This is a genomic window from Rhodococcus sp. PSi06 (assembly GCF_054960675.1).
Window position 1 is genome coordinate 119,144 of the sequence record NZ_JBHNYO010000005.1, and the last position, 25,065, is coordinate 144,208.

A 25,065-nucleotide genomic window follows, 5' to 3' on the forward strand; every position below is an offset into this window, starting at 1 on the left:
CGGGTCGGTCCTCTCGGGTGATGATTCACGTTGACGTGCGCACGAGGCGTTTCTCAGCTGCCGCGTGTGGACAATATTGGCATACGACCGCCCGTCGTAGCGATCAGGGTTGTACTCACCCGGCGCGAGTATCGACTTCGGTGAGAGACTGCCTCGGTGACGTCCGAGCGCCTTCCGCACCCTCTGACCCGGTACCCGCTGAGCTATCCACGCGACATGATCGGCTACGGCCGAACACCGCCGGATGCGCAGTGGCCGGGAAAGGCGAACATCGCCGTCCAGTTCGTCCTCAACTACGAGGAGGGCGCGGAGAACAATGTGCTCGACGGCGACACGAAATCCGAGACGTTTCTCTCGGAAATGATCGGGGCGCAAGCATTTCCGAACCGCCACATGAGTATGGAGTCTCTGTACGAGTACGGCTCGAGGGCCGGCGTGTGGCGAGTGCTCCGGGCATTCGAGAAACGAGATCTACCTCTGACGGTGTTCGCCGTCGCCAAAGCCATGGAGCGCAATCCCGAAGTGGTTGCCGCACTGGCAGAGTTGGGCCACGAGATCGCCTGCCACGGGTTGCGCTGGCTCTCCTACCAGCAGATCGACGAGAACGTCGAGCGTGAGCACATGGCAGAAGCGGTAGCGATCCTGACGGGACTGACCGGCTCGGCTCCGCTGGGGTGGTACACCGGGCGTGACTCCCCGAACACCCGATCGCTCGTCGTCGAACATGGAGGATTCGTTTACGATTCCGATTCCTACGCGGACGATCTGCCGTATTGGGAGAAGGTGCCCCTCGACGGCGGTGTGGTCGATCACCTGGTGGTGCCCTACACCCTCGACACCAACGACATGCGCTTCGCGTCGCCCGGAGGCTTCTCGACGGGCGACGAGTTCTACGCACATCTGCGCGACGCGTTCGACGTTCTCTATGCCGAGGGCGAGGGCGGTAGTCCCAAGATGCTTTCGGTCGGACTTCACTGCCGCCTGGTGGGTAGACCGGCCCGCATTGCTGCTCTGGAACGATTTCTCGATCACGTGCAATCGCACGAGAAGGTCTGGGTCGCGAAGAGAATAGACATCGCCGAACACTGGCGCGCCGTCCACCCGCCCACCTGACTCAGCGCGGCGACCGGCAGGCCTTCTCGAGTGCGGTCAGATAGCGGCCGGTGAACAACGCTTGGACACCTCGTCCCGCCGGTCCGCCGAGCTTGGTGTACCAGCGGCCGGGGCGCGAGAACGCGGTGATGTGAGCGGTGACGGTCCCATCCGTGGGGGAGTACTCGACGTAGAACAGCTCCTCCCCGGCCTCGGGATGACCGTCGAGTGTGCCGTACGCGAATCCCTGTCGGTTGGCTTCGTCGATGACGTAGACGACCCGGCACGGAATGCGGACGGGTCCGAGCGTGAGAACGACCACCGCGTCGGGCACTGCAGCGTCCTCGCTCGAATGGGCCTTCAGGCCTGCACCTCGGTGCATGTCCCACCGCGTCAGGGCGTCCGATGCGGCAACGAAGTCGTCGAGCCCGGTCCCGATGACCTGCGACCTCTCGACGTGGTGGTAGTCCGCCGGGAGGGGTCCTTTCGTCGCCCCCACATCGCTGTAGTTGAACGATGCGGTGCGGTACTTCGAGACGTCCATGCCCTCCACCTTGCCAGCATCGGCTCAGCGCACAGTGGTTTCTCAGGCTCGGTAGGCAACAATGGTCCGGTGCCGGACCAACGTGAGCGAACGACCACCTCGGATCACCCCGAGCCGATTCGCGTGCTGCTGCTGGGGAGTACCGGTTCGATCGGAACCCAAGCGCTCGACGTGATCGCAGCAAACCCCGATCGCTTCGTCGTGGTCGGTCTTGCCGCGGGCGGTGGAAACATCGATCTGCTTCGTCGTCAGATCGCCGACACCGGTGTCCACCGAGTCGCGGTCGCCGACCCGGACGCCGCAGCCGCGCTCGATTTTCCTGGAACTCTGAGCGGGCCGGGCGCAGTCACCGAGCTCGTCGAAACGACTCCGGCCGACGTCGTGCTGAATGCGCTGGTGGGTTCGCTTGGTCTCGAACCGACGCTCGCCGCGCTGAAAACCGGTGCCCGGTTGGCGCTGGCGAACAAGGAATCCTTGGTGGCAGGCGGAGAGCTCGTTTTGGCGGCCGCCGGCCCCGGGCAGATCGTGCCTGTGGACTCGGAGCATTCGGCCCTGGCGCAGTGTCTGCGAAGCGGTACGCACGGCGAGGTGGATCGACTGGTGCTGACGGCATCGGGCGGTCCGTTTCGAGGGTGGAGCGAGACCGAACTGAAGTCGGTCACCCCGGAACAGGCTGCCGCGCACCCCACCTGGTCGATGGGTCCGATGAACACCCTGAACTCGGCAACCCTGGTGAACAAGGGACTCGAGCTGATCGAAGCCCATCTGCTCTTCGGAGTGCCCTACGAGAAGATCGACGTGACAGTCCATCGGCAATCCATCGTGCATTCGATGGTCACGTTCGTCGATGGTTCCACCATTGCCCAGGCCAGCCCGCCGGACATGAAACTGCCGATCGGTCTGGCACTCGGGTGGCCGGATCGCGTCCCCGATGTCGCGCGTGCACTCGACTTCACCTCGGCATTCTCCTGGGACTTCGAGCCGCTCGACGATCGAGTGTTTCCCGCCGTCCAGCTCGCGCGCGAGGCGGGAATTCTGGGCGGTTGCATGACGGCGGTGTACAACGCGTCCAACGAGATTGCGGCCGAGGCATTCTTGGCGGGTCGCATCGAGTTTCCACAGATCGTGCAGACGGTGCATGCGGCACTCGACGACGGTGGTGCGGACTGGTCGGCGGTGCCGACTACCGTGGACGACGTTCTCGCGGCGGATTCCTGGGCTCGCGCGCATGCGCGTGAGCTCCTGAAGCAGAAGGGCCTCTGACTCACATGGCGTTCGCTCTGGGTGTTCTGCTGTTCGCCGTCGGCATCGGTGTGTCGATCGCACTGCACGAGGCAGGACACATGTGGACCGCGAAAGCGCTCGGCATGAAGGTCCGCCGGTACTACATCGGTTTCGGTCCCAAGATCTTCTCCTTCCGGCGCGGCGAGACCGAATACGGTCTCAAAGCGATTCCGGCCGGGGGATTCTGTGACATCGCCGGAATGACGGCGATCGACGAGCTCGCGCCCGACGAAGTCGAGCGAGCGATGTACCGCCAGAAGACGTGGAAGCGCATCGTCGTCATGGTCGGCGGCATCGCGATGAACTTCGTACTCGGAATCGTGCTGATCTACACACTGGTTCTCGGGTGGGGAACGCCCGATCGGGTGACGCCTCCGACCGTGCAGGTCAGTGACGTCGTGTGTATCGCGCCCACGCAGAACGAGAACGGAGATCTGGCACCGTGCTCCGGAACCAGCCCTGCACAGCAGGCGGGACTGCGCAAGGGCGACGTCGTCACGGCAGTGAACGGACAGCCGGCGGAGTACTGGGCCGACGTCGTCGAGGCCGTGCAGGCTGCGTCGGGCTCGGTGGATCTGACCGTCGAGCGTGATGGGGCGTCGATGGTTCTGACGATCCCGGTCACCCAGGTGCAGCGGTATGTCGTCGACTCGGACACCGGTACCAAAGAATCCACGACGGTCGGCGCGGTCGGTGTCAGTGGTTCCACGATCGCGCCACCGGCCATCCGATACAACCCGATCGAAGCGGTGCCCGAGACGTTCGTGTTCACCGGGGACATCTTCGTGCAGACCGGTAAGGCGTTGGTGCAGTTGCCGACCAAGGTGGAGGCGCTGTGGGATTCGATCTTCGGAGGTGAGCGAGGGCTCGACACCCCGATGAGTGTCGTCGGTGCCAGCGTCATCGGCGGTCAGGCGATCGAGAACGACAACTGGGCCACGTTCATCGGCCTGCTGGCGTCGCTCAACTTCTTCTTGGGCGCGTTCAACATCGTGCCGCTGCTCCCGCTCGACGGTGGGCACATCGCCGTGACGATCTACGAGCGCATTCGCAACATCTTCCGCAACCGCCGCGGCCTACCCGACGGTGCGCCGGTGAACTACATGAAACTCATGCCCGTCACGTACGTGGTCATCATCGTCTTCATCGGGTTCTCCTTACTGACGCTCACGGCGGACATAGTCAACCCGATTCAGATCTATCAGTAGACTCGTCAGTCGTAGCTAGGAAAGAAGGCCACTGTGTCCGTGTCAGTCGGATTGGGAATGCCCGCACCGCCGGTGCCCGTACTCGCGCCACGTCGAAAGACCAGGCAGCTCCAGGTCGGATCCGTGGGAGTGGGCAGTGAGAGCCCCATCTCGGTGCAATCGATGTGCACCACCAAGACTCACGACATCAACGCCACGTTGCAGCAGATCGCCGAGCTGACGGCGTCGGGCTGCGACATCGTGCGTGTGGCATGCCCCACACAGGACGATGCGGACGCGCTGGCGATCATCGCCAAGAAGAGCCAGATTCCGGTGATCGCCGACATTCACTTTCAGCCGAAATACATCTTCGCCGCGATCGACGCGGGATGCGCCGCGGTGCGAGTCAATCCCGGGAACATCAAGGAATTCGACGGTCGCGTCAAGGAAGTTGCCAAGGCCGCCGGAGACGCGAACATCCCGATCCGAATCGGTGTGAATGCCGGCTCCCTCGACCCGCGCCTGATGAAGAAGTACGGCAAGGCAACTCCTGAGGCACTCGTGGAATCCGCGCTGTGGGAGGCCGGACTGTTCGAGGAGCACGGGTTCGGTGATATCAAGATTTCGGTCAAGCACAATGACCCCGTCGTGATGGTCGCCGCGTACGAGCAGCTCGCAGCGCAGTGCGACTATCCGCTGCACCTGGGCGTGACCGAAGCAGGTCCCGCCTTCCAGGGCACCATCAAGTCGGCAGTCGCCTTCGGTGCATTGCTGTCCAAGGGCATCGGCGACACCATCCGCGTATCTCTGTCGGCACCGCCCGCCGAGGAGATCAAGGTGGGCAATCAGATTCTGCAGTCCTTCAATCTGCGCCCGCGCAAACTGGAAATCGTGTCCTGCCCCTCGTGTGGGCGCGCGCAGGTCGATGTCTACACCCTGGCCGACGAGGTCACTGCGGGCCTCGAAGGCATGGAAATCCCGCTGCGCGTCGCCGTCATGGGCTGCGTCGTCAACGGGCCAGGCGAAGCACGCGACGCTGATCTGGGCGTGGCGTCGGGCAACGGCAAGGGCCAGATCTTCGTCAAGGGCAAGGTCATCAAGACGGTGCCCGAGGCGCAGATCGTGGAGACCTTGATCGAAGAAGCAATGCGTATCGCCGAGGAGTTCGAGAAGGACGAGACCGCGAGCGGCGGAGCGCCGGTCGTGACCGTCAGCTGAGCAGGTCGACCTGTTCGGCGTCCGGTTTGCCGCTCTGCCACCGAGGGAACACATCGTCTGGAATGATGTGCTTCACAGTCGGTGCAAACGCGTCAGGTGGGTCAGGAGGTCGGTAGGTGCTCAAGCTCCTCGGTGCAAAGCCTCTCGGTAATCGGGACGTCGCGCACGTACTTCGAGTGCTCGACGCCGACCCCGTCGCAACGTGCATGGTCGCGGCGCGCATACAGGAATCGGGACTCGACCCGAGGTCGTTCCACGGAGAGATGTGGAGCAGAGGCGGTCCGGACGAGTCGTTGTGTTTCTACGGAGCGAACCTCGTCCCACTGCTCGGATCGGGCGACGACCTCCGCTCGTTCGCAGACCGCGCGTGCCGCGGCCCGCGATTGTGTTCCTCGCTTGTCGGACGAGCGGAACTGACACTGCCGTTGTGGGAGATGCTCGAGACCGACTGGGGCCCCGCCCGGGAGGTGCGGGGTGAGCAACCTTTGCTGGCCACATCGGTGCGATCGTCTCTGGCACCGGATCCTCAGGTCCGTCTCGTTCGACCCGACGAACTCGACGTCTATCTCACCGCGGCCGTGGCCATGTTCATCGAAGAAGTCGGTGTCGATCCCCGACAGAACGACGGCGGCCGCGGATACCGGCGCCGGATCTCCAGTCTCATTGCGGCGCAGCGTGCCTGGGCTCGATTCGAGGACGGCCGAGTGGTGTTCAAGGCCGAGATCGGATCTCAGTCGGCGACGGTGGGCCAGATTCAGGGTGTGTGGGTCCATCCCGATCGGCGAGGGCACGGGCTGGGCGCGTCCGGTACGGCGGCCGTGGTCGATTCGGTCGTTCGTCAGGGCCGCACCGCCAGCCTGTACGTCAACAGCTTCAACTACGTTGCCCGACGGGCGTACGCGAAAATCGGCCTCGTCCAGGTGGCAACCTTCACCACGGTGTTGCTCGATTAGCTTGTCGCTAACCGCGATTCGTTGCCGTTGGTGAAGGGCGCGCCCTATTACTATGGGGCACAATGAGATCACGTGGTGCAACCGAGATGCGATATCGAGTCGGCGTAGTGCTGTCGGTAGGAGCCGTCGTCACTGCCTCGCTCACCGGGTGTACCCCCAAGCCCGACGGCCCGGAGCCCGCGGCCCAGGCATTTCTCGCTGCATTCGAGGCCAACGACATTGCTGCTGCTGCCGCAGACACCGACAAGCCCGATGCTGCGGCCACAGCATTGACCGAGGCGTGGACCAACCTTCAGGCCGAGTCCATGGATGCCCGGACGACGTCGGTACAGGTCGACGGTGATACCGCCACGGTCGGTTACACCTATACGTGGCAACTGCCCAAGGACCGCGTATGGACCTACGACGGCCGACTGAACATGGGCCGCAGCGAGGGTGAATGGGTGGTGCGCTGGACGGCGTCGGACATCCACCCCAAGCTCGGTGACACCCAAACCATGTCGCTGCGCTCGAACGCAGCCCCGCGAGCACGCGTCAACGAACGTTCCGGGACCGACGTACTCGTGCCCGGCGTCGTGCATCGGATCAAGTTCGACGCCGCGAATGCCAACGATGTGGTCGCGTCGGCGACTGCATTGTCGACCCTGTTGACCCGGTTCGACGCGTCGATCACGGCCCAGTCCATCGTGGAGTCGGCGACCTCGGTCGACGGCGACTATCCGGTGGCGCTGCTGCGTGAGAGCGACTTTGCGCCCATCTCGGCTGCGCTCGTCGAGATTCCCGGTGTCACGGCGTCCGACGAGTCCGATCTGGTGTCCACCGATCCCACGTTCGCGCCGGATCTGGTCGGTCAGGTCAAGAAGGCCGTCATCGACGAGGTCGACGGTCAGGCGGGCTGGAGCGTGGTGACCAGCAACCGCAACGGCGTCGACGTCGATGTCCTCACCGACACTCCGCCGCAACCTGCTCCGTCGTTCTCGATCAGTCTCGATCGCAACATCCAGGTCGCGGCGCAGCGAGCGGTGAACGCACGCACCGAGCAGGCAATGACGGTGGTCATCCAACCGTCGACGGGTGCGATTCTCGCGGTGGCGCAGAATCCGGCTGCCGATCGAGACGGACCGGTGGCGTCCGCGGGCCTCTACCCGCCCGGATCGACGTTCAAGATCATCACCGCCGGCGCGGCCATTTCGAGTGGACTCGCGACTCCTGGCAGCACTGTTCCCTGCCCGGGTCGCATCGAGATCGGCGAGCGCAGTGTGCCCAATTACAACGAGTTCTCGCTCGGCGACGTGACGATGAGCACCGCGTTCACTCGATCGTGCAACACCTCGTTCGCGAAGCTCGCCAGCGAGATGTCGCCCGACGCATTGACTGTCGCGGCATCTCAGTTCGGTGTCGGCCCGGATTACGACGTCGTCGGGTTGCCGACCGACTCCGGTTCGGTGCCCCCGGCAGACGAGCTCGTGCAGCGCACCGAGGACGGCTTCGGACAGGGCAAGGTTGTCGTCTCCACGTTCGGTATGGCCTTGGCTGCGGCGACGGTGGCCCACGGTTCGACTCCGGTGCCGAACCTGTTGGTGGGACGCGAGACGGTGATCACCGGCGATCACCCGTCCATCGAACCGGCGATGGTCGACGGGCTACGAGGAATGATGCGATCGGTGGTCACCAGCGGTACGGCCGAGCGCATCGCAGACCAGGGCGAGGTGTACGGGAAGACCGGAGAGGCCGAGGTAGAGGGCGGCTCGCATTCGTGGTTCGTCGGCTATCGAGGTGACATTGCGTTCGCCACGCTCGTTGTGCGTGGGGGTAGCTCGGACAACGCTGTCGCGGTGACTCGGGAGATGTTCGAGCAGCTGCCGCCGGGGTACTGAGCGACCGGCCGATGCGGCGGATCAGGACGTGACGATGCCCAGCCGACGGCAGGCAACCACCGCTTCGTATCGGGTATGCGATTCGGTTTTTCGCATCACGCTCCGCAGGTACGACTTGACCGTCTCGGCACCGATCGACAGGCGCTGTGCGACCTCGATGTTGGTGCACCCCAATGCAACCTGTGAGATCACGTCGATTTCGCGCGGCGTCAACATCGGTGCGGACCGCGCAGCGACGCCCTCCGGGTGCGTTTCGGCGGACGACCCTCCTCGGCCGAGGCTCGCAGCCATGCGAGCAGTGACCAGATCGAGCCTGCGCCGGATCTTCTCGTCACCCACGGAGCGAGCGAGATCGGCCAATTCCTCTTGAACGCTGCGTAATTCGGCGGTCCGCGCATGGTCCGATTCGAGGTTCGAGCTGGTCGTCGCCAGCAGACGAACTCTGCGGTCGACCTCGTCGCGCACGGTGATCTCGTGACCGAGCCGTCTGGCTGCCGTCGACATGATGTCGCCGACGCGATCGCCGAGCGGACCGCGTTCACGCAGCGCTGCATACATCACCATGCGGGCAACACCGGCGACGACGACTGGAACTGCGAGGATCGACTTCAGGCCTTCACCGAGTACGGGACGATCGAAGTGATGGGTGATCGACATCGACGCGCCGTAGTCGCTCACCGCCGCCGGTCTGCGCTGGTCCATGACTCGGCCGCCGAGACCGGATCGGGGTGGGATCGCGAGTCCGTCCAGTCCGCGGGTGCGCGTGCCCTGGAATTCGCTCAGGTACAGGGTGTCCGAGGAGACCTCGCCGCCGAACACGACGGGCACAGCCGATGTGGCCGCCACCTGGCGTAGTTCGGCGCGCAGGGCATCGCCGTCACGAGGGCGCAGCAGATTCGAGTGGACCACGGTTTTCCCTTCCTCGCGTCGGCAATCAGCGTCGAACGTGACCCAGATCATATCCGCCCGCGGAAGCGACGATTCGATTGCCCGGGACCCGTGCGCTGGGCGGGCTGTCGTAACGAGGCCGACTACTCTGGGCATCATGTCTGTGACCGCCGAGAGCAAGCCCCGTCAGCCACTCGTACCAGGCGTGGTGTCGCCCGTCCTTGCGGTGCCCAAGTCGATCGAGCGGCCCGAATATGCCTGGAAGTCGACCGTCGCCGAAGGCAGCGAACCCTGGGTGCAGACCCCCGAGGTCATCGAGAAGATGCGAGTGGCGTCCACGATCGCGGCCAGGGCCCTCCAGGAAGCGGGCCGGGCGGTGGCCCCGGGAGTCACGACCGACGAGCTCGACCGCATCGCTCACGAGTACATGATCGATCACGGCGCGTACCCGTCCACGTTGGGCTACAAGGGTTTCCCGAAGTCGTGCTGCACCTCGCTCAACGAGGTCATCTGTCACGGCATCCCCGATTCGACGGTGATTCAGGACGGCGACATCGTCAACATCGACGTCACCGCATACATCGACGGAGTGCACGGCGATACCAACGCGACGTTCCTTGCCGGCAACGTCTCCGAGGAAGCCCGCCTGCTCGTCGAGCGCACCCACGAGGCCACCATGCGGGCGATCAAGGCCGTCAAGCCCGGTCGCGCGCTGAACGTCATCGGCCGCGTCATCGAGTCGTATGCGCATCGTTTCGGGTATGGAGTGGTCGAGGATTTCACCGGACACGGGATCGGTACCACCTTTCACAACGGTCTCGTCGTTCTGCACTACGACCAGCCGTCGGTCGACACCATCATCGAGCCCGGGATGACGTTCACCATCGAACCGATGATCAACCTCGGCACGATCAACGCCGAGATGTGGGACGACGGCTGGACGGTGGTCACCCACGACAGGAAGTGGACTGCGCAGTTCGAGCACACGCTCGTGGTGACCGATACGGGTTGCGAGATCCTGACACTGCCGTGAGCGGAGCCTGCGGAGTGAATAGAAGTCCGATACTGCCGTGAGCGGAGCCTGCGGAGTGAATAGAAGTCCGATACTGCCGTGAGCGGAGCCTGCGGAGTGAATAGAAGTCTGATACTGCCGTGAGCGGAGCCTGCGGAGTGAATAGACGTACAGGGCCGTGAGTCCGAAAGGTGCCCTGCTGGTTGCGGGGACGACGTCGGACGCGGGTAAGAGTGTGTTGGTTGCCGGCCTGTGTCGCATGTTGGCCAGGCGGGGCGTGCGGGTGGCTCCGTTCAAGGCGCAGAACATGTCCAACAATTCGGTGGTCACGCTCGACGGCGGTGAGATCGGTCGGGCGCAGGCGATGCAGGCGGCGGCCTGTGGCCTCGAGCCGAGTGTCCGCTTCAATCCGGTGTTGCTCAAACCCGGAAGCGACCGGACCTCGCAATTGGTGGTGCGCGGGCGTGCCGTGGCGCAGGTGAGTGCGAGTAATTACATCGAGCATCGGACTGCGCTGAGGGCTGTTGTGGCCGACGAATTGGCGTCTTTGCGTGCAGATTTCGACGTGGTGATCTGCGAGGGAGCGGGTTCGCCCGCCGAGATCAATCTACGCGCGACCGATTTGGCCAACATGGGACTGGCGACGGCGGCTGCTCTGCCGGTGATCGTGGTGGGCGACATCGACCGTGGGGGAGTGCTCGCGCATCTGTTCGGCACGGTCGCGGTGCTGTCTGCGGAGGACCAGGCGCTCGTCGCGGGCTTCGTGATCAACAAGTTTCGAGGTGATCCGGCTCTGCTGGCACCGGGTCTCGATCAGTTGCGCGCACTGACCGGGCGGCCGACGTACGGAGTCGTCCCGTTCGCCGACGGATTGTGGATGGACGCAGAGGATTCCCTGGGAACCGTTGCCGATGCCCCGGTGGGCAGGCCCCGTCCGCCCATCGGATCCCAGTGGCTGCGGGTGGCGGCGGTGCGTCTGCCGAGAATTTCCAATACGACCGACGTCGAGGCGCTGGCGTGTGAGCCCGGCGTATCGGTGCACTGGGTCACCGAGCCCTCCCGGCTCGACGATGTGGATGTGGTCATCGTCCCGGGTAGCAAGTCCACGGTATCGGATCTGGAGTGGTTGCTGCGCAACGGTCTTGCTCGTGCGATCGTTGAGCGCGCCGCCGCGGGTCGGCCGGTTCTCGGTATCTGCGGCGGTTACCAGATGCTCGGCCGAACCATCTCGGACGCCGTGGAATCGGGTGCCGGTGTAGTAGAGGGCCTCGGTCTGCTCGATCTCGATATCGAGTTCGCACCGGAGAAGGTACTCGCGCAGGTGACGGGTCGCTCGACGCAGTTCGGGGCACATTCGGTGTCCGGGTACGAGATTCATCACGGACGGGTTGTTCGGAACGGCGACGACGCTCTTCTCGCCACTGCGTCGGGCAAACCTGAGGGCAGTGTGCGCGGCAGCGTCGTGGGAACCCACTGGCACGGTCTGCTCGAGTCCGACGATTTCAGACGGTCCTTTCTGACCTGGGTGGCAGAGAAGTCGCGCCGAGAGGGATTCGTGGTGGCCCACGCTACGTCGGTCGCGGCACTGCGGGAGGAGCAGTTGGATCTGCTGGCAAATTTGGTGGAAGACAACCTCGACGTCGACGCCGTACTCGACCTCATCGAGCACGGCGTCGATCCGAACGTGGAAACGGTTGTCACGCAGTTGCTTTGAGAAGTCCGAACCAGCTGGCCGCAGACAGGACCGCGGTGATGATCAAGGGAATGACGACCAGCAGCAGAATCCGCGGCGTGTCGGTGAAGAAGCCGCCGATATTCGTCCACCAGTGCTGCCAGGTCACGAGGATCGATCCGCCGCCGAAGAATACGAGCGCACCGAGCCCGAGTGTGTACAGGCCGTTGATTCGATTCCGCCGGTAGACGACACCGATGAATGCGCCGATCCCGCCGAGCACCAGTAGTCCGGTGACGAGGGCGGCCCACTGCAGGACAGGATTGTCGGTTGCGAACCGGGCGATTCCGAACATACGGATCTTCTTTCCGAAGCCACCGGTCGCCGCCTCGACGAGTGACAACAGATAGACGATCGTGCCGATCACGATCGATTGTGTGACGCCTACCAGTGCTGTGGCACCGAGGAATTCGCGCCGGGTGATGCTCAGGCTCAGTGCATAGGGAAAGACTTGAACGATTGCGGTGAGGTAGAAGGCGAGGGCGAAGCCGTACACGGCGAAGACGCCTCCGGTCGAGTTCGTCTCCGCATCCGTCTCCGGCACGACGGAGAACAGCCCGTACGTGACCACGAAGACAATGGCGAGAATGCCCAGCGGCCATGCGAATGTCGTTGCCCAGGAGGTGTTGTGGATTCGTGCGACGTTCAAGATTCGTTTCATGACGCTGCCTCCTCGGTTGCGGCATTGGTGCGTTCGATGATCAACTGCTGCAACGGAACCGCCTCGATGGTCAGACCGGCTGCGGTCCCGTCCGATTTCTGAGTGTCGGTGAGTCGGCCGTCGATAGTGGCCCGTGCGCTCGCGCCCAGGGTGGTTCGGTGCAGAGTTCGGTGTCCCGAGGTGAACGAGTCGACCGCCTGGGCGGGACCGGAGATCTCGAATGCGCCCTCGCGGAGGTCGTCGGACTCGGCGTCGAGCACGATCTTGCCCTTGTCGATGAGGATGACGTGTTCGATCAGATCGCTGACCTCATCGATGAGGTGAGTGGACAGAACGACGGTCCTGGGGTGCTCGGCGTAGTCGGCCAGCAGTTTGTCGTAGAACAGGTGTCGCGAGACCGCGTCCAGCCCCAGGTACGGTTCGTCGAAAAATGTCAGGGGTGCCCGAGATGCGAGTCCGATGACGATGCCGAGGGCCGACGTCATTCCTCGGGAGAGTTTCTTGATCTTGCGGCCGGCCGGAAGATCGAAGTCGCGTAGCAATTCGGCTGCGAACTCGCTGTCCCAGTGCGGAAGAATGTGTGATGCCTGTGAGATGGCGCTTCGGACTTTGAGGTCGTCGGGATACTTCTGGCTCTCCTTGACGAAGCAGAGGTGACCGAGCGCCTGTGGGTTCTCCCACGGCCGCCGGCCGAACACCGAGACTTCGCCGGCACTCTGACGCATCTGCGCGGTCATCATCTGCATCACGGTGGTCTTACCTGCGCCGTTGCGGCCCAGAAAGCCGTAGATCTTGTTCTGTTCGATCTCGAAACTGACATCGTCGACAGCAGTGAAGGAGCCGAACTTCTTGGTCAGGTGAGTGGCCGACGCGGCGATGGTGCCGGGTTCGTCGGTCGAGCCGAGAGTGTGGACGCTCATCGTGCTGCCTCCCAGTTGTCGAGCATTGTCTTGAGTTCGTCGACGGTCATGCCGAGCTTTCGTGCCTCGGTGACCAGTGGATCGATGTACTGACGGGCGAAGAGGTCGCGGCGGCGGAATCGCAGTGCGTCCCGAGCTCCTGTGGTGACGAACATTCCGATTCCTCGCTTCTTGTAGACGACGCCGTCGGCGACGAGTTTGGCGAGCCCTTTGCCCGCGGTTGCCGGGTTGATTCGGTGGAATGCTGCGAGCTCGTTCGTGGACGGGACCTGCTCTTCTTCGGCCAACGAGCCGTCGATGATGGAGTTCTCGACGAGCTCGGCGATCTGCAGGAAGATCGGCCTGCCCTCGTCCATCAGAACCGCCGCCGGTGCGCAGAGGTTGATGGCCTCACTGGTTCATTACTCATGTAACTAACCATAGAACCGATGCGAGACCTGCGCAAGAGGCAGTACCGTCGTCCCCATGGAGTTCACGAAAGTGAGTGCTGCGGGCGGGCAATGTTCGGTACGAGTCGCGGGCCCCGACAGCAGGCACGCCGTTCTGTTGCTTCCCGATACGGGTGATTCGGTCGATGTGTACGACGCAGTCAGTGAACGCCTGCACAACTCGGATCTGAAAACCGTTGCGCTGGAGAGCATCGACGGCGTGAGCGACGAAGCGATCTTGGGTGTTCTCGACGAGCTGAAGCTCTCCTGGGTGCACCTTGTCGGCAACGGCGCGGGTGCGGAATCGGCGTGGACGCTGGCGGCGAAGACCTTCGGTCGCTTCGCCAGCTTGATTGCAGTGAACCGCTGTCACCCGGCCATCGCCGACGAGCAGGGTTCGGTTCGGGCCGCCGACTGCCCACCCGTCGAATTGCCGACGACGTTGGTTGTCGGCACGTCACTCGGCCGGGCCGCCGCAGATGCCAGCGGCAGGTTCGTCTACGCGGACTTCAGGGTGGTCCAACTCGACGGGGTCCAGAACATCCCCGCCGATGCGTCGGCGGCGCTGGCTACGGAGATCGTGCTCCGCACCAGCCCCTGGTGATCAGAACTTCAGGTCGAGGCCGAGCAGTGCGTTCTCGACAACCTCGGGCAGTGCCGGGTGGATCCAGTACTGACCGCGGGCCATGTCTTGCGCGGACAACCCGAAGCTCATGGCCTGGATGAGGGGCTGAATCACCGTGGGTGCCTGCGCGCCGATGATGTGCGCTCCGAGGATCTTGCCGGTGCCTTTCTCGGCAATGATCTTGCACAGACCTTCGCTGTCCTCCATCGCCCAGCCGTAGGCGACGTCGCCGTAGTTCTGCACCTTGACCGTGATGTCCAACCCTGCGTCGCGGGCTTGTTCCTCGGTCATGCCCACCTCGGCGATCTGGGGATCGGTGAACACCGCGGCAGGAACGAAGCGATGATCGTTCTTGCGCAGTGCCGAGGTGTCGCCGTGCCATGCGTCCTGCAGCAGGTTGTATTGGACGACTCGCGCTTCCTGGTTGGCAACGTGCTTGAGCTGGTACGGCGACGAGACGTCGCCGAGTGCGAACACTCCCTCGGCGGTGGTACGGCCGAACTCGTCCACGACGATGCGGCCGTCGTCGTCGAGGTCGATGCCCGCCGTTCCCAGTGCGAGACGGTCCCCGTTGGGTTCCCGGCCGATCGCGACCAGGAAGGCATCGCCCACAACCTTCGTGCCGTCGGACAGTTCGACACCGTGCAACGTGCCGTCGGTGATCGGCCGAGTCTCACCGGCGTCGAGGTGGACGTCCCATTTGGCGCGGGCCAGCTCGGTGAAGCGCCGGGAGATATCGGTGTCGAGGGCGCGCAGCAGCGCGTCCTTCCTGGCAACGATCGAGACCTTGGAACCGAGGGCCGAGAACACGTGCGCGAATTCTGCTGCGATGTAACCGGATCCGAGAATGACCAGATGTTCGGGAAGCTCCGGCAGCCGCATCACGTCACTGTTGGTGTGATACGTGACGCCGGAATCGACAACGGACTGGGGCACTGTCGGACGTGATCCGGCCGCGATGACGATCTGGTCGGCGGTGATGACGGTGCCGGTGCCGGTATCGATCGTGCGGGGGCCGACGAACGTCGCGTGACCCTCGAACAAGGTGACGTTGGGGCTGCCTTCGGCGCGGTAGCGCTTACCGCCCTCGGAGATGGGGTCGATGCGGCCGAAAACGCGGTCGACGATATCGCGCCAGCGCACAGCGTCCACGTGGGCGTCGATCCCGTACTTGGCCGAATCACGCACCGTCCGCGCAACTTCGGCGGCGTAGACGAACATCTTGGTGGGAATGCAGCCGACATTGAGGCAGGTGCCGCCGAACGTCGAGTTCTCCTCGATCAGCGCGATCTTCTTGTCGTCGAAGCGCGAATCCGCGATGGAATTACCCGACCCGGAGCCGATGATCGCGATGTCGAAATGTTCGGTCATGAAATGTGCCCGCTCTCGCTGTGGTCTTTGCCCGACGCGTGGTCGGTGCTCTCGCTTCGGTGCAACCACTCGATCCATTCGTCCATTTCCTCGAAGGCCCGCGAACGGGGCCCTTCGGTGGACAGGAACACGTCGTGTCGGGCTCCCTCGATGGGCACGATCGTGGTGCGATCACCCAGGCATCCGGCCCAGCGCGCGATCTGTCGAACGTCGAGGACGGCATCGGCGGCGTCGACGGCCGAGCTGTACCGACGAGAGAAGTGCGTCACTTTGGAGCGCAGGATCAATGAAGGAATGCCGATATCGAGGCCTCGATGCAGCTCGGCGTGTCCACGGCGAACGGCGCGAATCCACCCGAACGTGATGGGGAAGCCGGCGAGCGGCTTCCAGTCGAGGTCGTAGTCCCATTCACCGTTCTCCGACGCGGCGAGCGAGAGCCCGTAAGTGTCGAGACCGTTCCCGGGCACCTTCGTTTTGGACCGGACTCGGCCGATGACGTCGATCGCGGCAGTGCCGACGCTGCGGATGGCAGGTGGGCCCTGGAGGTCGAACCAGGGGCTGTTGAGGACGACGCCCGCCAGATTCATCCCGGCCGACCCACCCTCCTGACGATTGAGTCGGTTCAGCCACAGCGGCAGGATGAGACCGCCCGTGGAGTGCGCCATCAGCAGTACCGGCGCATTCTCGCGCTCGGTGCGGACCAAGCTCAGTGCCTCGTTCAGCTCGGCGTCGTAGAACGCCAGATCGGTCACGAAGTGCGCAGTCTGCCCATCGCGACGTGAACGGCCGCATTTACGCAGGTCCAGCGCGTAGAACGCGTATCCTTTCGCCGCGAAGTGCTCGGCGATGTGTCGCTGGAAGAAGTAATCGGTGAAGCCGTGAACGTAGATCACCGCTCGCTCGAAGTTCGCGGAGCCGGGCGGTTGGTACCGCACGAGGGTTGCTTCGACCTGTCCCTCGCCGTCCGGATCGTCCCCGAGGGGAATGGTTGTCTGTTCGTAGCCGTCGCCGAGGACATCGGGCACCCAGGTAGTCACAGATCACAACTGTAGTGGGCGCCGCAGACGACGTCCGAGGAGCACAATCGAGAGCGGGTTGACGTGGTGTCCGATGGGGTAGGCACAGCTAGTAACCTGACCGCATCGGGTGAACAGCCCTCGAACAGCAGAGTTCCGGTCGAGACCGCCACAGACAAGGAAGTCGATTCTCCAGTGTCCACAGAAGAGCAGGGTAAGCGGATCAAGACCGACGTCGTTCTGGTCGGTGCCGGAATCATGAGCGCCACCCTCGGTGCGCTGCTCCGTCAGCTCGAGCCGAACTGGTCGATCGACGTCTACGAACGCCTCGACGCCGCAGCCGCCGAAAGCAGTGACGCGTGGAACAACGCCGGTACCGGCCACTCGGCGCTGTGCGAACTGAACTACACGCCGCAGAACAAGGACGGCACCGTCGACATCGCGAAGGCGCTCAACGTCAACGAGCAGTTCCAGGTGTCTCGACAGTTCTGGGCCCACGGCATCGAGACCGGCATGCTCTCGGACGCGAAGAACTTCATCAACCCCATTCCGCACGTGAGCTTCGTACACGGAGCCGACAACGCGAAGTACCTGCGCGCGCGGTACGACGCTCTCGAGAGCAACCCCCTGTTCGCCGGCATGGAATTCATCGATTCCAAGGACGAGTTCTCGGCTCGACTGCCCTTGATGGCCCAGGGCCGCGACTTCTCGGACCCGGTGGCGCTGAACTGGAGTCAAGAGGGGACGGACGTCGACTTCGGAGCGCTCACCAAGCAGCTTCTCAACTACCTGTCGGCCGCAGGCGGAACCGTGCACTTCGGGCACGACGTGCGCAACATCACCAAACAGTCCGACGGCACCTGGGACGTCAAGGTCGCCAACCAGCGAACGGGTGCCAAGAAGACCGTCAACGCGAAGTTCGTGTTCGTCGGAGCGGGCGGCGGCGCACTGCACTTGCTGCAGAAGTCCGGGATCGCAGAGATCAAGGGCTTCGGTGGGTTCCCGGTCAGCGGCGAATGGCTGCGCTGCACCAATCCCGAACTCATCGCGCAACATTCGGCCAAGGTGTACGGAAAAGCCTCGGTCGGAGCACCACCGATGTCGGTTCCTCACCTGGACACACGCGTCATCAACGGTGAGCAGGGTCTGTTGTTCGGCCCGTACGCCGGCTGGTCGCCCAAGTTCCTCAAGCAGGGCAAGATCACCGATCTGCCCGGCTCCGTGAAGCCCGGCAACCTGATGTCCATGCTCGGCGTCGGCGTGACCGAACTCGGGCTCGTCAAGTACCTCGTCAGCGAGCTGGCGCAGTCCCAGGCAGATCGCGTGGAAACCCTGCGCGAGTTCGCGCCCTCCGTGGTCGGCAAGGACTGGGAGCTCGTCACCGCCGGTCAGCGAGTCCAGGTCATCCGCAAGAAGGGTCGCGGCGGGGTGCTCGAGTTCGGCACTGCTGTGGTCAACGCTGCGGACGGCACGATCGCCGGACTGCTCGGTGCTTCGCCCGGCGCGTCCACCGCAGTTCCGGCAATGCTGGACGTGCTTCAGCGTTGCTTCGGCGACAAGTACGACGCGTGGCAGCCCAAGCTCAAGGAAATGGTCCCGTCGTTGGGCGTCAAGCTGGCTGAGAACAGCTCGTTGTTCGACGAGGTCTGGGCCTGGACGTCGAAGACACTGGAGCTGGAAAACTCGCGTGAGCTCGCACAGCCCACGGGTGTGTGATAGCAAAAGGTATGAATACGCAAGCAGCAGCTCTCAAACGATCATGGGCACTAGACCTGTCCAACAACACGTTGTACGACCTGTTGAAGCTGCGCGTCGAGGTGTTCGTGGTCGAGCAGGCATGTGCCTATCCGGAGTTGGACGGACGTGACCTACTGACCGAGACACGGCACTTCTGGCTCGAACGAGACGGCGAAGTGGTCTGCACTCTTCGTCTGCTCGAGGAGCACGACGACGGGGAGAAGGCGTTCCGCATCGGCCGCCTGTGCACCCAGCGTTCGGCCCGAGGACAGGGCCACACCACGCGGATCCTGCGGGCGGCGCTGGCCGAGGTGGGCTCGGCACCGTGCCGCATCAACGCGCAAAGCTACCTGGTCGACATGTATGCCAAGCACGGCTTCCTGCCCGACGGTGAGGAAGTTCTCGAGGACGGTATTCCGCACACCCCGATGCGTCGGGGCGGCGGCACCGCGTGGCGCGAGGCCTGACCTCTCGCAGTACTGGACGAATGAATGCCACACACGGTCCCACCGTGTGTGGCATTCGTTCGTTCGGCGGTAGTGTTCCGTTCGAAGTCGGTTGCGGAGAAGTCCTGTACAAATCAGGCGCGGTCCCGCCACTGTGTTCAGGAGTTTCTTCGTTCACCGGATTCTCCTGTCAGCCAGATCGCCGCCCGGCTTCGCGTTTTCTACTCGAACGCCCGGCGCGGAACTCCGGGCACGAAGGGACAGAGCTGTGCAGCAAGGTGGAAGTGTTCCCGAACCGGGATATCCGTTCAGTGCGATCGTCGGCCAGGATCAACTGCGCTTGTCGTTGATTCTGTGCGCCGTGCATCCCGGTATCGGCGGTGTGCTGGTGCGCGGCGAGAAGGGCACCGCCAAATCTACTGTGGTGCGCGCGCTCGCGACGCTGCTGCCGGCAGTGGACGACGAAGACGGATCGCGGCCCGCGAAGCTCGTGGAGCTTCCCGTGGGAGCCACCGAGGATCGAGTGGTCGGCTCCATCGACCTCGAGAAGGTGCTGCGTGACGGCGAACGAGCCTTTCAACCCGGCCTGCTCGCGGCCGCGCACCGCGGCGTTCTCTACGTCGACGAAGTGAATCTGCTGCACGATCATCTGGTGGACGTACTGCTCGACGCGGCCGCGATGGGACGCGTGCACGTCGAGCGAGACGGTGTATCGCATTCTCACCCAGCACAATTCGTGCTCGTCGGCACGATGAACCCCGAGGAGGGTGAGCTGCGGCCGCAGCTGCTCGACCGGTTCGGTCTGGCAGTCGAGGTGACGGCATCGCGTGACGTCGACACTCGAATGAACGTCGTCCGCCGCCGGATGAATTACGAGCGCGATCCGCATGCGTTCGCTGCACAATTCCGCGACGACGACATCGCGGTGGCCGAGCAGATTTTGGCCGCCCGGAAGATCCTCGACGATGTGGAGTTGAGCAACAAGGAACTTCGGCGCATCGCGGCGCTCTGTGCGTCCTTCGACGTCGACGGCATGCGCGCGGATCTGGTGCTGGCCCGTACCGCCTCGGCCCACGCCGCGTGGCGGGGCGCGAGCGAGGTGACCGAGGAGGACGTACGGATCGCCGCCGAACTCGCGCTACCGCATCGGCGCCGACGCGATCCTTTCGACGAGCCCGGCATCGACGACAAGCAGTTGGACGACGCGATGCGCGACGCGGCCGAACAGGCCGAGCAGCAACCGGATTCGGACCCCGATCCGGACCCGACCCCCGACGGCGGCGGGGGAGCGCCCGCACCGGACGGTGTGGACGGGCCGGAGTCTTCCGAGTCGTCCCCGTCGTCGCCCGACGCCTCGGGTACCCCCGAGTCACAGCCCTCCGGAGTGGGCAAGAACAAGCAGGCAGGGGCTCCGGGTGCTCAGTTCAAAGCCCGGCTGCTCGAAATTCCCGGAGTGGGCGAGGGCGCGCCGGGTCGACGCTCACGGTCACGCTCGTCCCACGGACGTTCGGTGCGGCCCACCGTCGAGAAAGGCACCGGTCTGCACCTTGTCGGCACTCTGTTCGCCGCCGCCGAGCATCAGGTCGTTCGCGGGCGCACGTCGGGCCGGTTGAAGCTGGAGGCCGCCGATCTGCGGGGCGCGATCAAGGAGGGACGCGAGGGCAACCTGATCGTGTTCGTCGTCGACGCCTCGGGGTCGATGGCTGCGCGAGACCGGCTCTCGGCGGTGACCGGTGCGGTGCTGTCGCTGCTGCGTGATGCGTATCAACGCCGCGACAAGGTCGCTGTCATCACCGTCCGCGGCACGGACGCCGAGACGGTACTGCCGCCCACGTCCTCGGTGGATGTGGCCGTGACGAGGTTGCGCAACATGAAGACCGGTGGTCGGTCTCCGTTGGCCCAAGGTTTTCTGAAGGCCCGCGATCTCGTTCTGCGAGAACGAGTTCGAGACCCGCTGCGCCGCGCGTTGGTGGTGGCACTGACCGACGGCCGAGCAACCGGAGGTACCGACCCCGTCGGGCGGGCGCGCATTGCCGCAGCCCGCATCGCGTCGGACAAGATCGCCTCGGTTGTCGTCGATTGCGAATCTGGCATGGTCCGTCTCGGCCTGGCCGCCGATTTCGCAGCGTGTCTCGGGGGCGGCTACGTGGCGCTTGCGGACCTGTCGGCCGAGCAGGTCACCGCCGTCGTTCGCGCAGCGGCGTAGGGGGCCGCGATGCCTCGAGGTGTACCCGCTGCCGGCACCGTTCCGCAGGACGGCCTCACGACGCGTCAGCGCCGCAATCTGCCTGTCCTCGCGGTCCATACCGGCCCGGGCAAGGGCAAATCGACCGCCGCGTTCGGGATGGCGTTGCGGGCGTGGAACCAAGGGTTCGATGTCGGGGTGTTCCAGTTCGTCAAGAGTGCCAAGTGGAAAGTCGGCGAGGAAGCGGCGTTCCGGACACTCGGTGAATTACACGAGAGCACCGGCGTCGGCGGAGCCGTCGAGTGGCACAAGATGGGCGAGGGCTGGTCGTGGACTCGTAAGAAGGGGAGCGACGTCGACCACGCCGAGGCCGCGGCGGAGGGTTGGCGCGAGATCGCCCGGCGGATCGAGCAGCAGACACATCACTTCTACGTGTTGGACGAATTCACCTACCCACTGAAGTGGGGGTGGGTCGATGTCGCGGAGGTGGTCGAGGTGCTGACACATCGACCGGGCAACCAGCATGTCGTCGTCACCGGACGCGACGCGCCCCCCGAGCTGATCGAGGCCGCGGATCTCGTCACCGAGATGGACAAGGTCAAGCATCCGATGGATGCCGGCCGCAAAGGGCAGCGAGGCATCGAATGGTGAATCCGTCGTGTCCCGCCGTGGTCATCGCGGCCCCCGCGTCGGGCAGCGGTAAGACGACGGTGGCCACCGGTCTGATGGGTGCGCTACGTGCTGCCGGTAAGAAGGTCGCACCGTTCAAGGTAGGACCGGATTACATCGACCCCGGGTATCACGGTTTGGCGGCCGGCCTGCCCGGACGCAATCTCGATGCTGTCATGGTGGGTGCCGATCGAATCGGACCCTTGTTTCGGCATGGCAGCAGGGGCTGCGACATCGCGGTCGTCGAAGGCGTCATGGGATTGTTCGACGGCAAGATCGATATGACCGGCCCCGGGGAGGCGTCCGCCGAGGGATCGACCGCGCGGGTGGCGGCGATGCTCGGTGCCCCGGTGATTCTGGTGGTCGACGCCCGCGGCCACAGTCAGTCGCTGGCCGCTGTGCTGCACGGGTTCTCGACGTTCGACCCCAGTGTTCGCATCGGCGGTGTGATCCTGAACCGGGTCGGCAGCGAGCGGCATGAGGATGTGCTGCGTCAAGCGTGCGATCGGGTGGGTGTGCCGGTGCTCGGCGCGTTGCCGAGAATGAGCGAATTGGTGGTTCCGTCACGACATCTGGGGCTGATCACCGCCGTCGAACACGGTGGAGCCGCCACCGATGCGGTCGACGCGATGAGCGCACTGGTGTCGCAGTTCGTCGACATCGAGGCAGTGAGTGCGTTGGCTCGATCGTCGATATTCGCACCGGAGTGGAATCCGGTGGACGAGGTTCGAAGGTCGGACGGATCGCCGGTCGTCGCAGTGGCAGGTGGTCCCGCATTCACTTTCGGTTACACCGAGCACGTGGAACTCCTCCGCGCGGCCGGGGCCGACGTCGCGGTGTTCGACCCCCTCCGCGACGGACTGCCCACCGGTACGGCAGCAGTGGTGCTGCCCGGCGGATTCCCGGAGGAACACGCCGCTGCGCTGGCAGCGAACCAACAACTGCTGAACGACATCAGGACAGCCGCGGCGCGGGGGTTACCCATTCATGCGGAGTGCGCTGGATTGCTGTATCTGGCAGCACGATTGGACGGCCACGCCATGGCCGGCGTCGTCGATGTCGATGCGGAGTTCGGAAACACGCTCACGCTGGGGTATCGCGACGCCGTCGCTCTCGAATCCTCAACGCTGTTCGACGCAGGAACCCGCGTCACCGGTCACGAATTCCACCGTACGAAGCTCGTCGCCACGCGGGAGAACGCCTCGGCGGCCTGGGGTTGGCACCGACAGCGTCCCGACGGGAGAACCGCCGCGCGCGAGGGCTTCGTCCGCGGCGGAGTGCACGCCTCGTACCTGCACACCCACGCCGCGGGTAATCCCGAGTCCGTCACCCGATTCGTCTCTGCCGCAGTCGATTACGCACGCGTGTAGGGAAGTCGACATGCGAGTGGTCGTCGGAATCGGTGCCCGAGCGGGTGTCGACGCTGACGAGATCCTGCGCGTGATCTCGACTGTGCTGCGGCCGGACTGGCGCGTCGAGGCCATCGCCTCGATCGACCGGAAAGCAGATCTGGTGGCGGCGGTGGCGTCGAGCATGGGGGTTCGGGGCCTGACCTACTCGGCAGAGGAGCTCTCGGCCGTACTGACTCGGAGCGTCTCGCAACGGGTGCTCGACGCCGTCGGAAGCGCCAGCGTCGCCGAAGCGGCTGCCCTGCTCGCCGGTGATGCGGCCGAGTTGGCGGTACCCAGATTCGGTTCGGACAGGGTTGTCGTCGCCGTTGCCGGGCTGCCCGATTCTCAGTGAGTGCCGACGTTGTCCTCCACCCAATCCCGGAGTTGGGCCAGGGGTGCGGCCGCACTCGCCCCGAGCGCCGTCAATCGATACTCGACGTGCAGCGGCACCTCGGGATACACAGTGCGGGTGAGCAACCCGTGGTCTTCGAGTCTGCGCAACGACGACGTCAAGACCTTCGGACTGACCCCCTGCAACGCCAACTTGATCATTCCGAAACGCATCGGCCCGGCCTCGAGCACTCCGATGATCAGTGCGCTCCATTTGTTGGCGAGTAGATCGAGCATGTCCCGGCATGGGCATGCGGCGGCATACACATCGTTTCGATCGCACTCGGTCATGTGTTCCTCGCTCCGTAATCGGTACCGATCAGCACATTACTATCGATCGGGTACCAAGTGGCCTTGACGGTAACCAGGTGGTTCGGTCCACTCTGTAGAGATGACCGAGATGATGAAAGCCGTTGCGTACACCCACTCGCTTCCGATCGACAATCCCTCGAGCCTCACGGACGTGAGAATCGACATGCCGACTCCCGGTCCGCGAGACATCCTGGTCGAGGTTCGGGCCGTGTCGGTGAACCCGGTGGATGTGAAGGTCCGCGCCGGGAACGATCCCGAGGGCACTCCGAAGGTCCTCGGTTACGACGCAGCCGGTCTCGTTCGAGCCGTCGGTGCCGACGTCACGATGTTCGCACCGGGTGACGAGGTGTTCTACGCCGGTGACATTCGTAGACCGGGGACCAACTCCCAGTTCCACGTGGTGGACGAGCGCATCGTGGCCACCAAGCCGACGACCCTCGATTTCGCGCACGCCGCGGCGTTGCCCCTGACTGCGATCACCGCGTGGGAAGGACTGTTCGACAAACTGCGCATGACGGCCGAGAGCACCGGTACGTTGCTGATGGTGGGGGCCACCGGCGGTGTCGGATCTCTGGTGCTGCAACTCGTTCGGGCTCTGGTGCCGGGCGTGAAGGTGATCGCCACAGCAGCCGACGACGCGGCGCACGAGTGGGTTCGCTCGCTCGGCGCCGCGGACGTGGTGAACCATCGGCGAGATCTTCGGGAAGAAGTGCGCCGAGTGGCACCGGACGGAATCGACTACGTGTTCACCTCTCATTCCTCCGGTCAGGTCGAGATCTATGCGGATCTGTTGACGCCGTTCGGGCAGATCGTGGCAATCGACGACCCAGAGACACTCGACGTTCTTCCACTCAAATCCAAAGCGCTCTCCTGGCATTGGGAGTTCATGTTCGCTCGTTCGATGCACGACGCGCCGGATCTGATCCGTCAGCACGAAGTGCTGTCTGCGGTGGCCGAGCTCGTCGACGCCGGTGCGATCCGGACGACCGCCTCGACGGTCCTGGTTCCGATCGACGCCGAACAACTACGGGAAGCGCATCGCTTGGTCGAGACCGGACACGTTCGAGGCAAGGTGGTCGTGGCCGAACGCCCGTGAGCGCGTATCTGCGCCACTGACTGGCGAAAGC

24 protein-coding genes are annotated in these 25,065 nt (G+C 64.3%); 16 read left to right on the forward strand and 8 right to left on the reverse strand.

Annotated elements, in window-relative coordinates; all coding sequences use genetic code 11:
* Window positions 1-216: 216 nt before the first annotated feature.
* Window positions 217-1,113 carry an allantoinase PuuE gene (puuE, locus tag ACFI9K_RS08675; protein ID WP_462663242.1) on the forward strand — a complete coding sequence of 299 codons (897 nt, stop codon included), beginning with the start codon at window positions 217-219 and terminating at the stop codon, window positions 1,111-1,113.
* A 1-nt stretch (window position 1,114) separates the two neighbouring features.
* Here the strand turns inward: puuE and ACFI9K_RS08680 are convergent, their stop codons facing one another.
* A complete protein-coding gene (locus tag ACFI9K_RS08680; protein ID WP_462663110.1) occupies window positions 1,115-1,636 on the reverse strand; it encodes a DUF1990 family protein in 522 nt (173 codons plus the stop codon).
* 69 nt (window positions 1,637-1,705) lie between these two features.
* Here ACFI9K_RS08680 and dxr point away from each other — a divergent pair, with 69 nt between their 5' ends.
* The 5 genes from dxr (at window position 1,706) to ACFI9K_RS08705 (ending at window position 8,155) form a co-directional block, all read left to right on the forward strand.
* Window positions 1,706-2,899 (forward strand): 1-deoxy-D-xylulose-5-phosphate reductoisomerase, encoded by a 1,194-nt coding sequence (dxr, locus tag ACFI9K_RS08685; RefSeq protein ID WP_462663111.1) that lies wholly within the window; start codon window positions 1,706-1,708, stop codon window positions 2,897-2,899.
* Between the two features lie 5 nt (window positions 2,900-2,904).
* A complete protein-coding gene (locus ACFI9K_RS08690; RefSeq protein WP_462663112.1) occupies window positions 2,905-4,128 on the forward strand; it encodes a M50 family metallopeptidase in 1,224 nt (407 codons plus the stop codon).
* Window positions 4,129-4,185: 57 nt separating this feature from the next.
* Window positions 4,186-5,325, forward strand: coding sequence for a flavodoxin-dependent (E)-4-hydroxy-3-methylbut-2-enyl-diphosphate synthase (gene ispG / locus ACFI9K_RS08695; RefSeq protein ID WP_462663243.1), 1,140 nt, complete (start codon window positions 4,186-4,188; stop codon window positions 5,323-5,325).
* Window positions 5,326-5,441: 116 nt separating this feature from the next.
* A complete protein-coding gene (locus ACFI9K_RS08700) occupies window positions 5,442-6,278 on the forward strand; it encodes a GNAT family N-acetyltransferase (RefSeq protein ID WP_462663113.1) in 837 nt (278 codons plus the stop codon).
* Window positions 6,279-6,364: 86 nt separating this feature from the next.
* Window positions 6,365-8,155, forward strand: coding sequence for a penicillin-binding transpeptidase domain-containing protein (locus tag ACFI9K_RS08705; protein ID WP_462663244.1), 1,791 nt, complete (start codon window positions 6,365-6,367; stop codon window positions 8,153-8,155).
* Between the two features lie 21 nt (window positions 8,156-8,176).
* Here ACFI9K_RS08705 and ACFI9K_RS08710 read toward each other — a convergent pair whose 3' ends face one another.
* Window positions 8,177-9,064: a helix-turn-helix transcriptional regulator gene (locus ACFI9K_RS08710; RefSeq protein ID WP_462663114.1), complete on the reverse strand. Its 888-nt coding sequence runs from the start codon at window positions 9,062-9,064 to the stop codon at window positions 8,177-8,179.
* A gap of 136 nt (window positions 9,065-9,200) precedes the next feature.
* Between ACFI9K_RS08710 and map the strand changes: the two genes are divergently transcribed.
* Window positions 9,201-10,076, forward strand: a complete 876-nt coding sequence (map, locus tag ACFI9K_RS08715; protein ID WP_462663115.1) for a type I methionyl aminopeptidase — start codon at window positions 9,201-9,203, stop codon at window positions 10,074-10,076.
* Between the two features lie 157 nt (window positions 10,077-10,233).
* The gene (locus ACFI9K_RS08720; protein WP_462663116.1) at window positions 10,234-11,769 is read left to right on the forward strand and encodes a cobyric acid synthase; all 1,536 of its coding nucleotides are present in this window, start codon (window positions 10,234-10,236) and stop codon (window positions 11,767-11,769) included.
* Here the strand turns inward: ACFI9K_RS08720 and ACFI9K_RS08725 are convergent.
* From ACFI9K_RS08725 to ACFI9K_RS08735, 3 genes are read right to left on the reverse strand one after another with little or no spacing between them, the layout of a single operon-like run.
* Window positions 11,753-12,448, reverse strand: coding sequence for an ABC transporter permease (locus tag ACFI9K_RS08725; RefSeq protein WP_462663117.1), 696 nt, complete (start codon window positions 12,446-12,448; stop codon window positions 11,753-11,755). The two genes, ACFI9K_RS08720 and ACFI9K_RS08725, sit on opposite strands and share 17 nt — an antisense overlap.
* On the reverse strand, window positions 12,445-13,368 hold the full coding sequence (locus ACFI9K_RS08730) for an ABC transporter ATP-binding protein (RefSeq protein ID WP_462663118.1): 924 nt from the start codon (window positions 13,366-13,368) through the stop codon (window positions 12,445-12,447). Before ACFI9K_RS08730 ends, ACFI9K_RS08725 begins: the two co-directional genes overlap by 4 nt.
* A complete protein-coding gene (locus tag ACFI9K_RS08735) occupies window positions 13,365-13,727 on the reverse strand; it encodes a GntR family transcriptional regulator (RefSeq protein ID WP_027496722.1) in 363 nt (120 codons plus the stop codon). The genes ACFI9K_RS08730 and ACFI9K_RS08735 overlap by 4 nt, the downstream gene beginning before the upstream one ends.
* A gap of 106 nt (window positions 13,728-13,833) precedes the next feature.
* On the opposite strand from ACFI9K_RS08735, the gene ACFI9K_RS08740 reads away from it, so the two are divergent.
* Window positions 13,834-14,400, forward strand: a complete 567-nt coding sequence (locus ACFI9K_RS08740; protein ID WP_462663119.1) for an alpha/beta fold hydrolase — start codon at window positions 13,834-13,836, stop codon at window positions 14,398-14,400.
* Here ACFI9K_RS08740 and mtr read toward each other — a convergent pair whose 3' ends face one another.
* Together mtr and ACFI9K_RS08750 are read right to left on the reverse strand one after the other, a co-directional pair.
* The gene (gene mtr / locus ACFI9K_RS08745) at window positions 14,401-15,792 is read right to left on the reverse strand and encodes a mycothione reductase (RefSeq protein WP_462663120.1); all 1,392 of its coding nucleotides are present in this window, start codon (window positions 15,790-15,792) and stop codon (window positions 14,401-14,403) included.
* A complete protein-coding gene (locus ACFI9K_RS08750) occupies window positions 15,789-16,829 on the reverse strand; it encodes an alpha/beta hydrolase (RefSeq protein ID WP_462663121.1) in 1,041 nt (346 codons plus the stop codon). The genes mtr and ACFI9K_RS08750 overlap by 4 nt, the downstream gene beginning before the upstream one ends.
* Before the next feature lie 174 nt (window positions 16,830-17,003).
* Here ACFI9K_RS08750 and mqo point away from each other — a divergent pair, with 174 nt between their 5' ends.
* The 6 genes from mqo to ACFI9K_RS08780 all read left to right on the forward strand — a co-directional run bounded on the left by mqo (window position 17,004) and on the right by ACFI9K_RS08780 (window position 23,588).
* Window positions 17,004-18,524, forward strand: coding sequence for a malate dehydrogenase (quinone) (gene mqo, locus ACFI9K_RS08755; RefSeq protein ID WP_462663122.1), 1,521 nt, complete (start codon window positions 17,004-17,006; stop codon window positions 18,522-18,524).
* A gap of 11 nt (window positions 18,525-18,535) precedes the next feature.
* Entirely contained in the window at window positions 18,536-19,012 is a 477-nt protein-coding gene (locus tag ACFI9K_RS08760; protein ID WP_462663123.1) for a GNAT family N-acetyltransferase, read from the forward strand.
* Between the two features lie 247 nt (window positions 19,013-19,259).
* Window positions 19,260-21,197, forward strand: coding sequence for a magnesium chelatase subunit D family protein (locus ACFI9K_RS08765; protein ID WP_462663124.1), 1,938 nt, complete (start codon window positions 19,260-19,262; stop codon window positions 21,195-21,197).
* Between the two features lie 9 nt (window positions 21,198-21,206).
* Window positions 21,207-21,827, forward strand: coding sequence for a cob(I)yrinic acid a,c-diamide adenosyltransferase (gene cobO, locus ACFI9K_RS08770; RefSeq protein ID WP_462663125.1), 621 nt, complete (start codon window positions 21,207-21,209; stop codon window positions 21,825-21,827).
* Entirely contained in the window at window positions 21,821-23,215 is a 1,395-nt protein-coding gene (locus ACFI9K_RS08775) for a cobyrinate a,c-diamide synthase (RefSeq protein WP_462663126.1), read from the forward strand. Before cobO ends, ACFI9K_RS08775 begins: the two co-directional genes overlap by 7 nt.
* A gap of 10 nt (window positions 23,216-23,225) precedes the next feature.
* Window positions 23,226-23,588 carry a cobalamin biosynthesis protein gene (locus tag ACFI9K_RS08780; protein ID WP_462663127.1) on the forward strand — a complete coding sequence of 121 codons (363 nt, stop codon included), beginning with the start codon at window positions 23,226-23,228 and terminating at the stop codon, window positions 23,586-23,588.
* On the opposite strand, the gene ACFI9K_RS08785 is transcribed toward ACFI9K_RS08780, so the two are convergent.
* Window positions 23,582-23,863, reverse strand: a complete 282-nt coding sequence (locus tag ACFI9K_RS08785) for a winged helix-turn-helix transcriptional regulator (protein ID WP_462663128.1) — start codon at window positions 23,861-23,863, stop codon at window positions 23,582-23,584. The genes ACFI9K_RS08780 and ACFI9K_RS08785 overlap by 7 nt on opposite strands.
* 154 nt (window positions 23,864-24,017) lie before the next feature.
* Here ACFI9K_RS08785 and ACFI9K_RS08790 point away from each other — a divergent pair, with 154 nt between their 5' ends.
* Window positions 24,018-25,034, forward strand: a complete 1,017-nt coding sequence (locus ACFI9K_RS08790; protein WP_462663129.1) for a zinc-binding alcohol dehydrogenase family protein — start codon at window positions 24,018-24,020, stop codon at window positions 25,032-25,034.
* The last annotated feature ends 31 nt before the right edge of the window (window positions 25,035-25,065 follow it).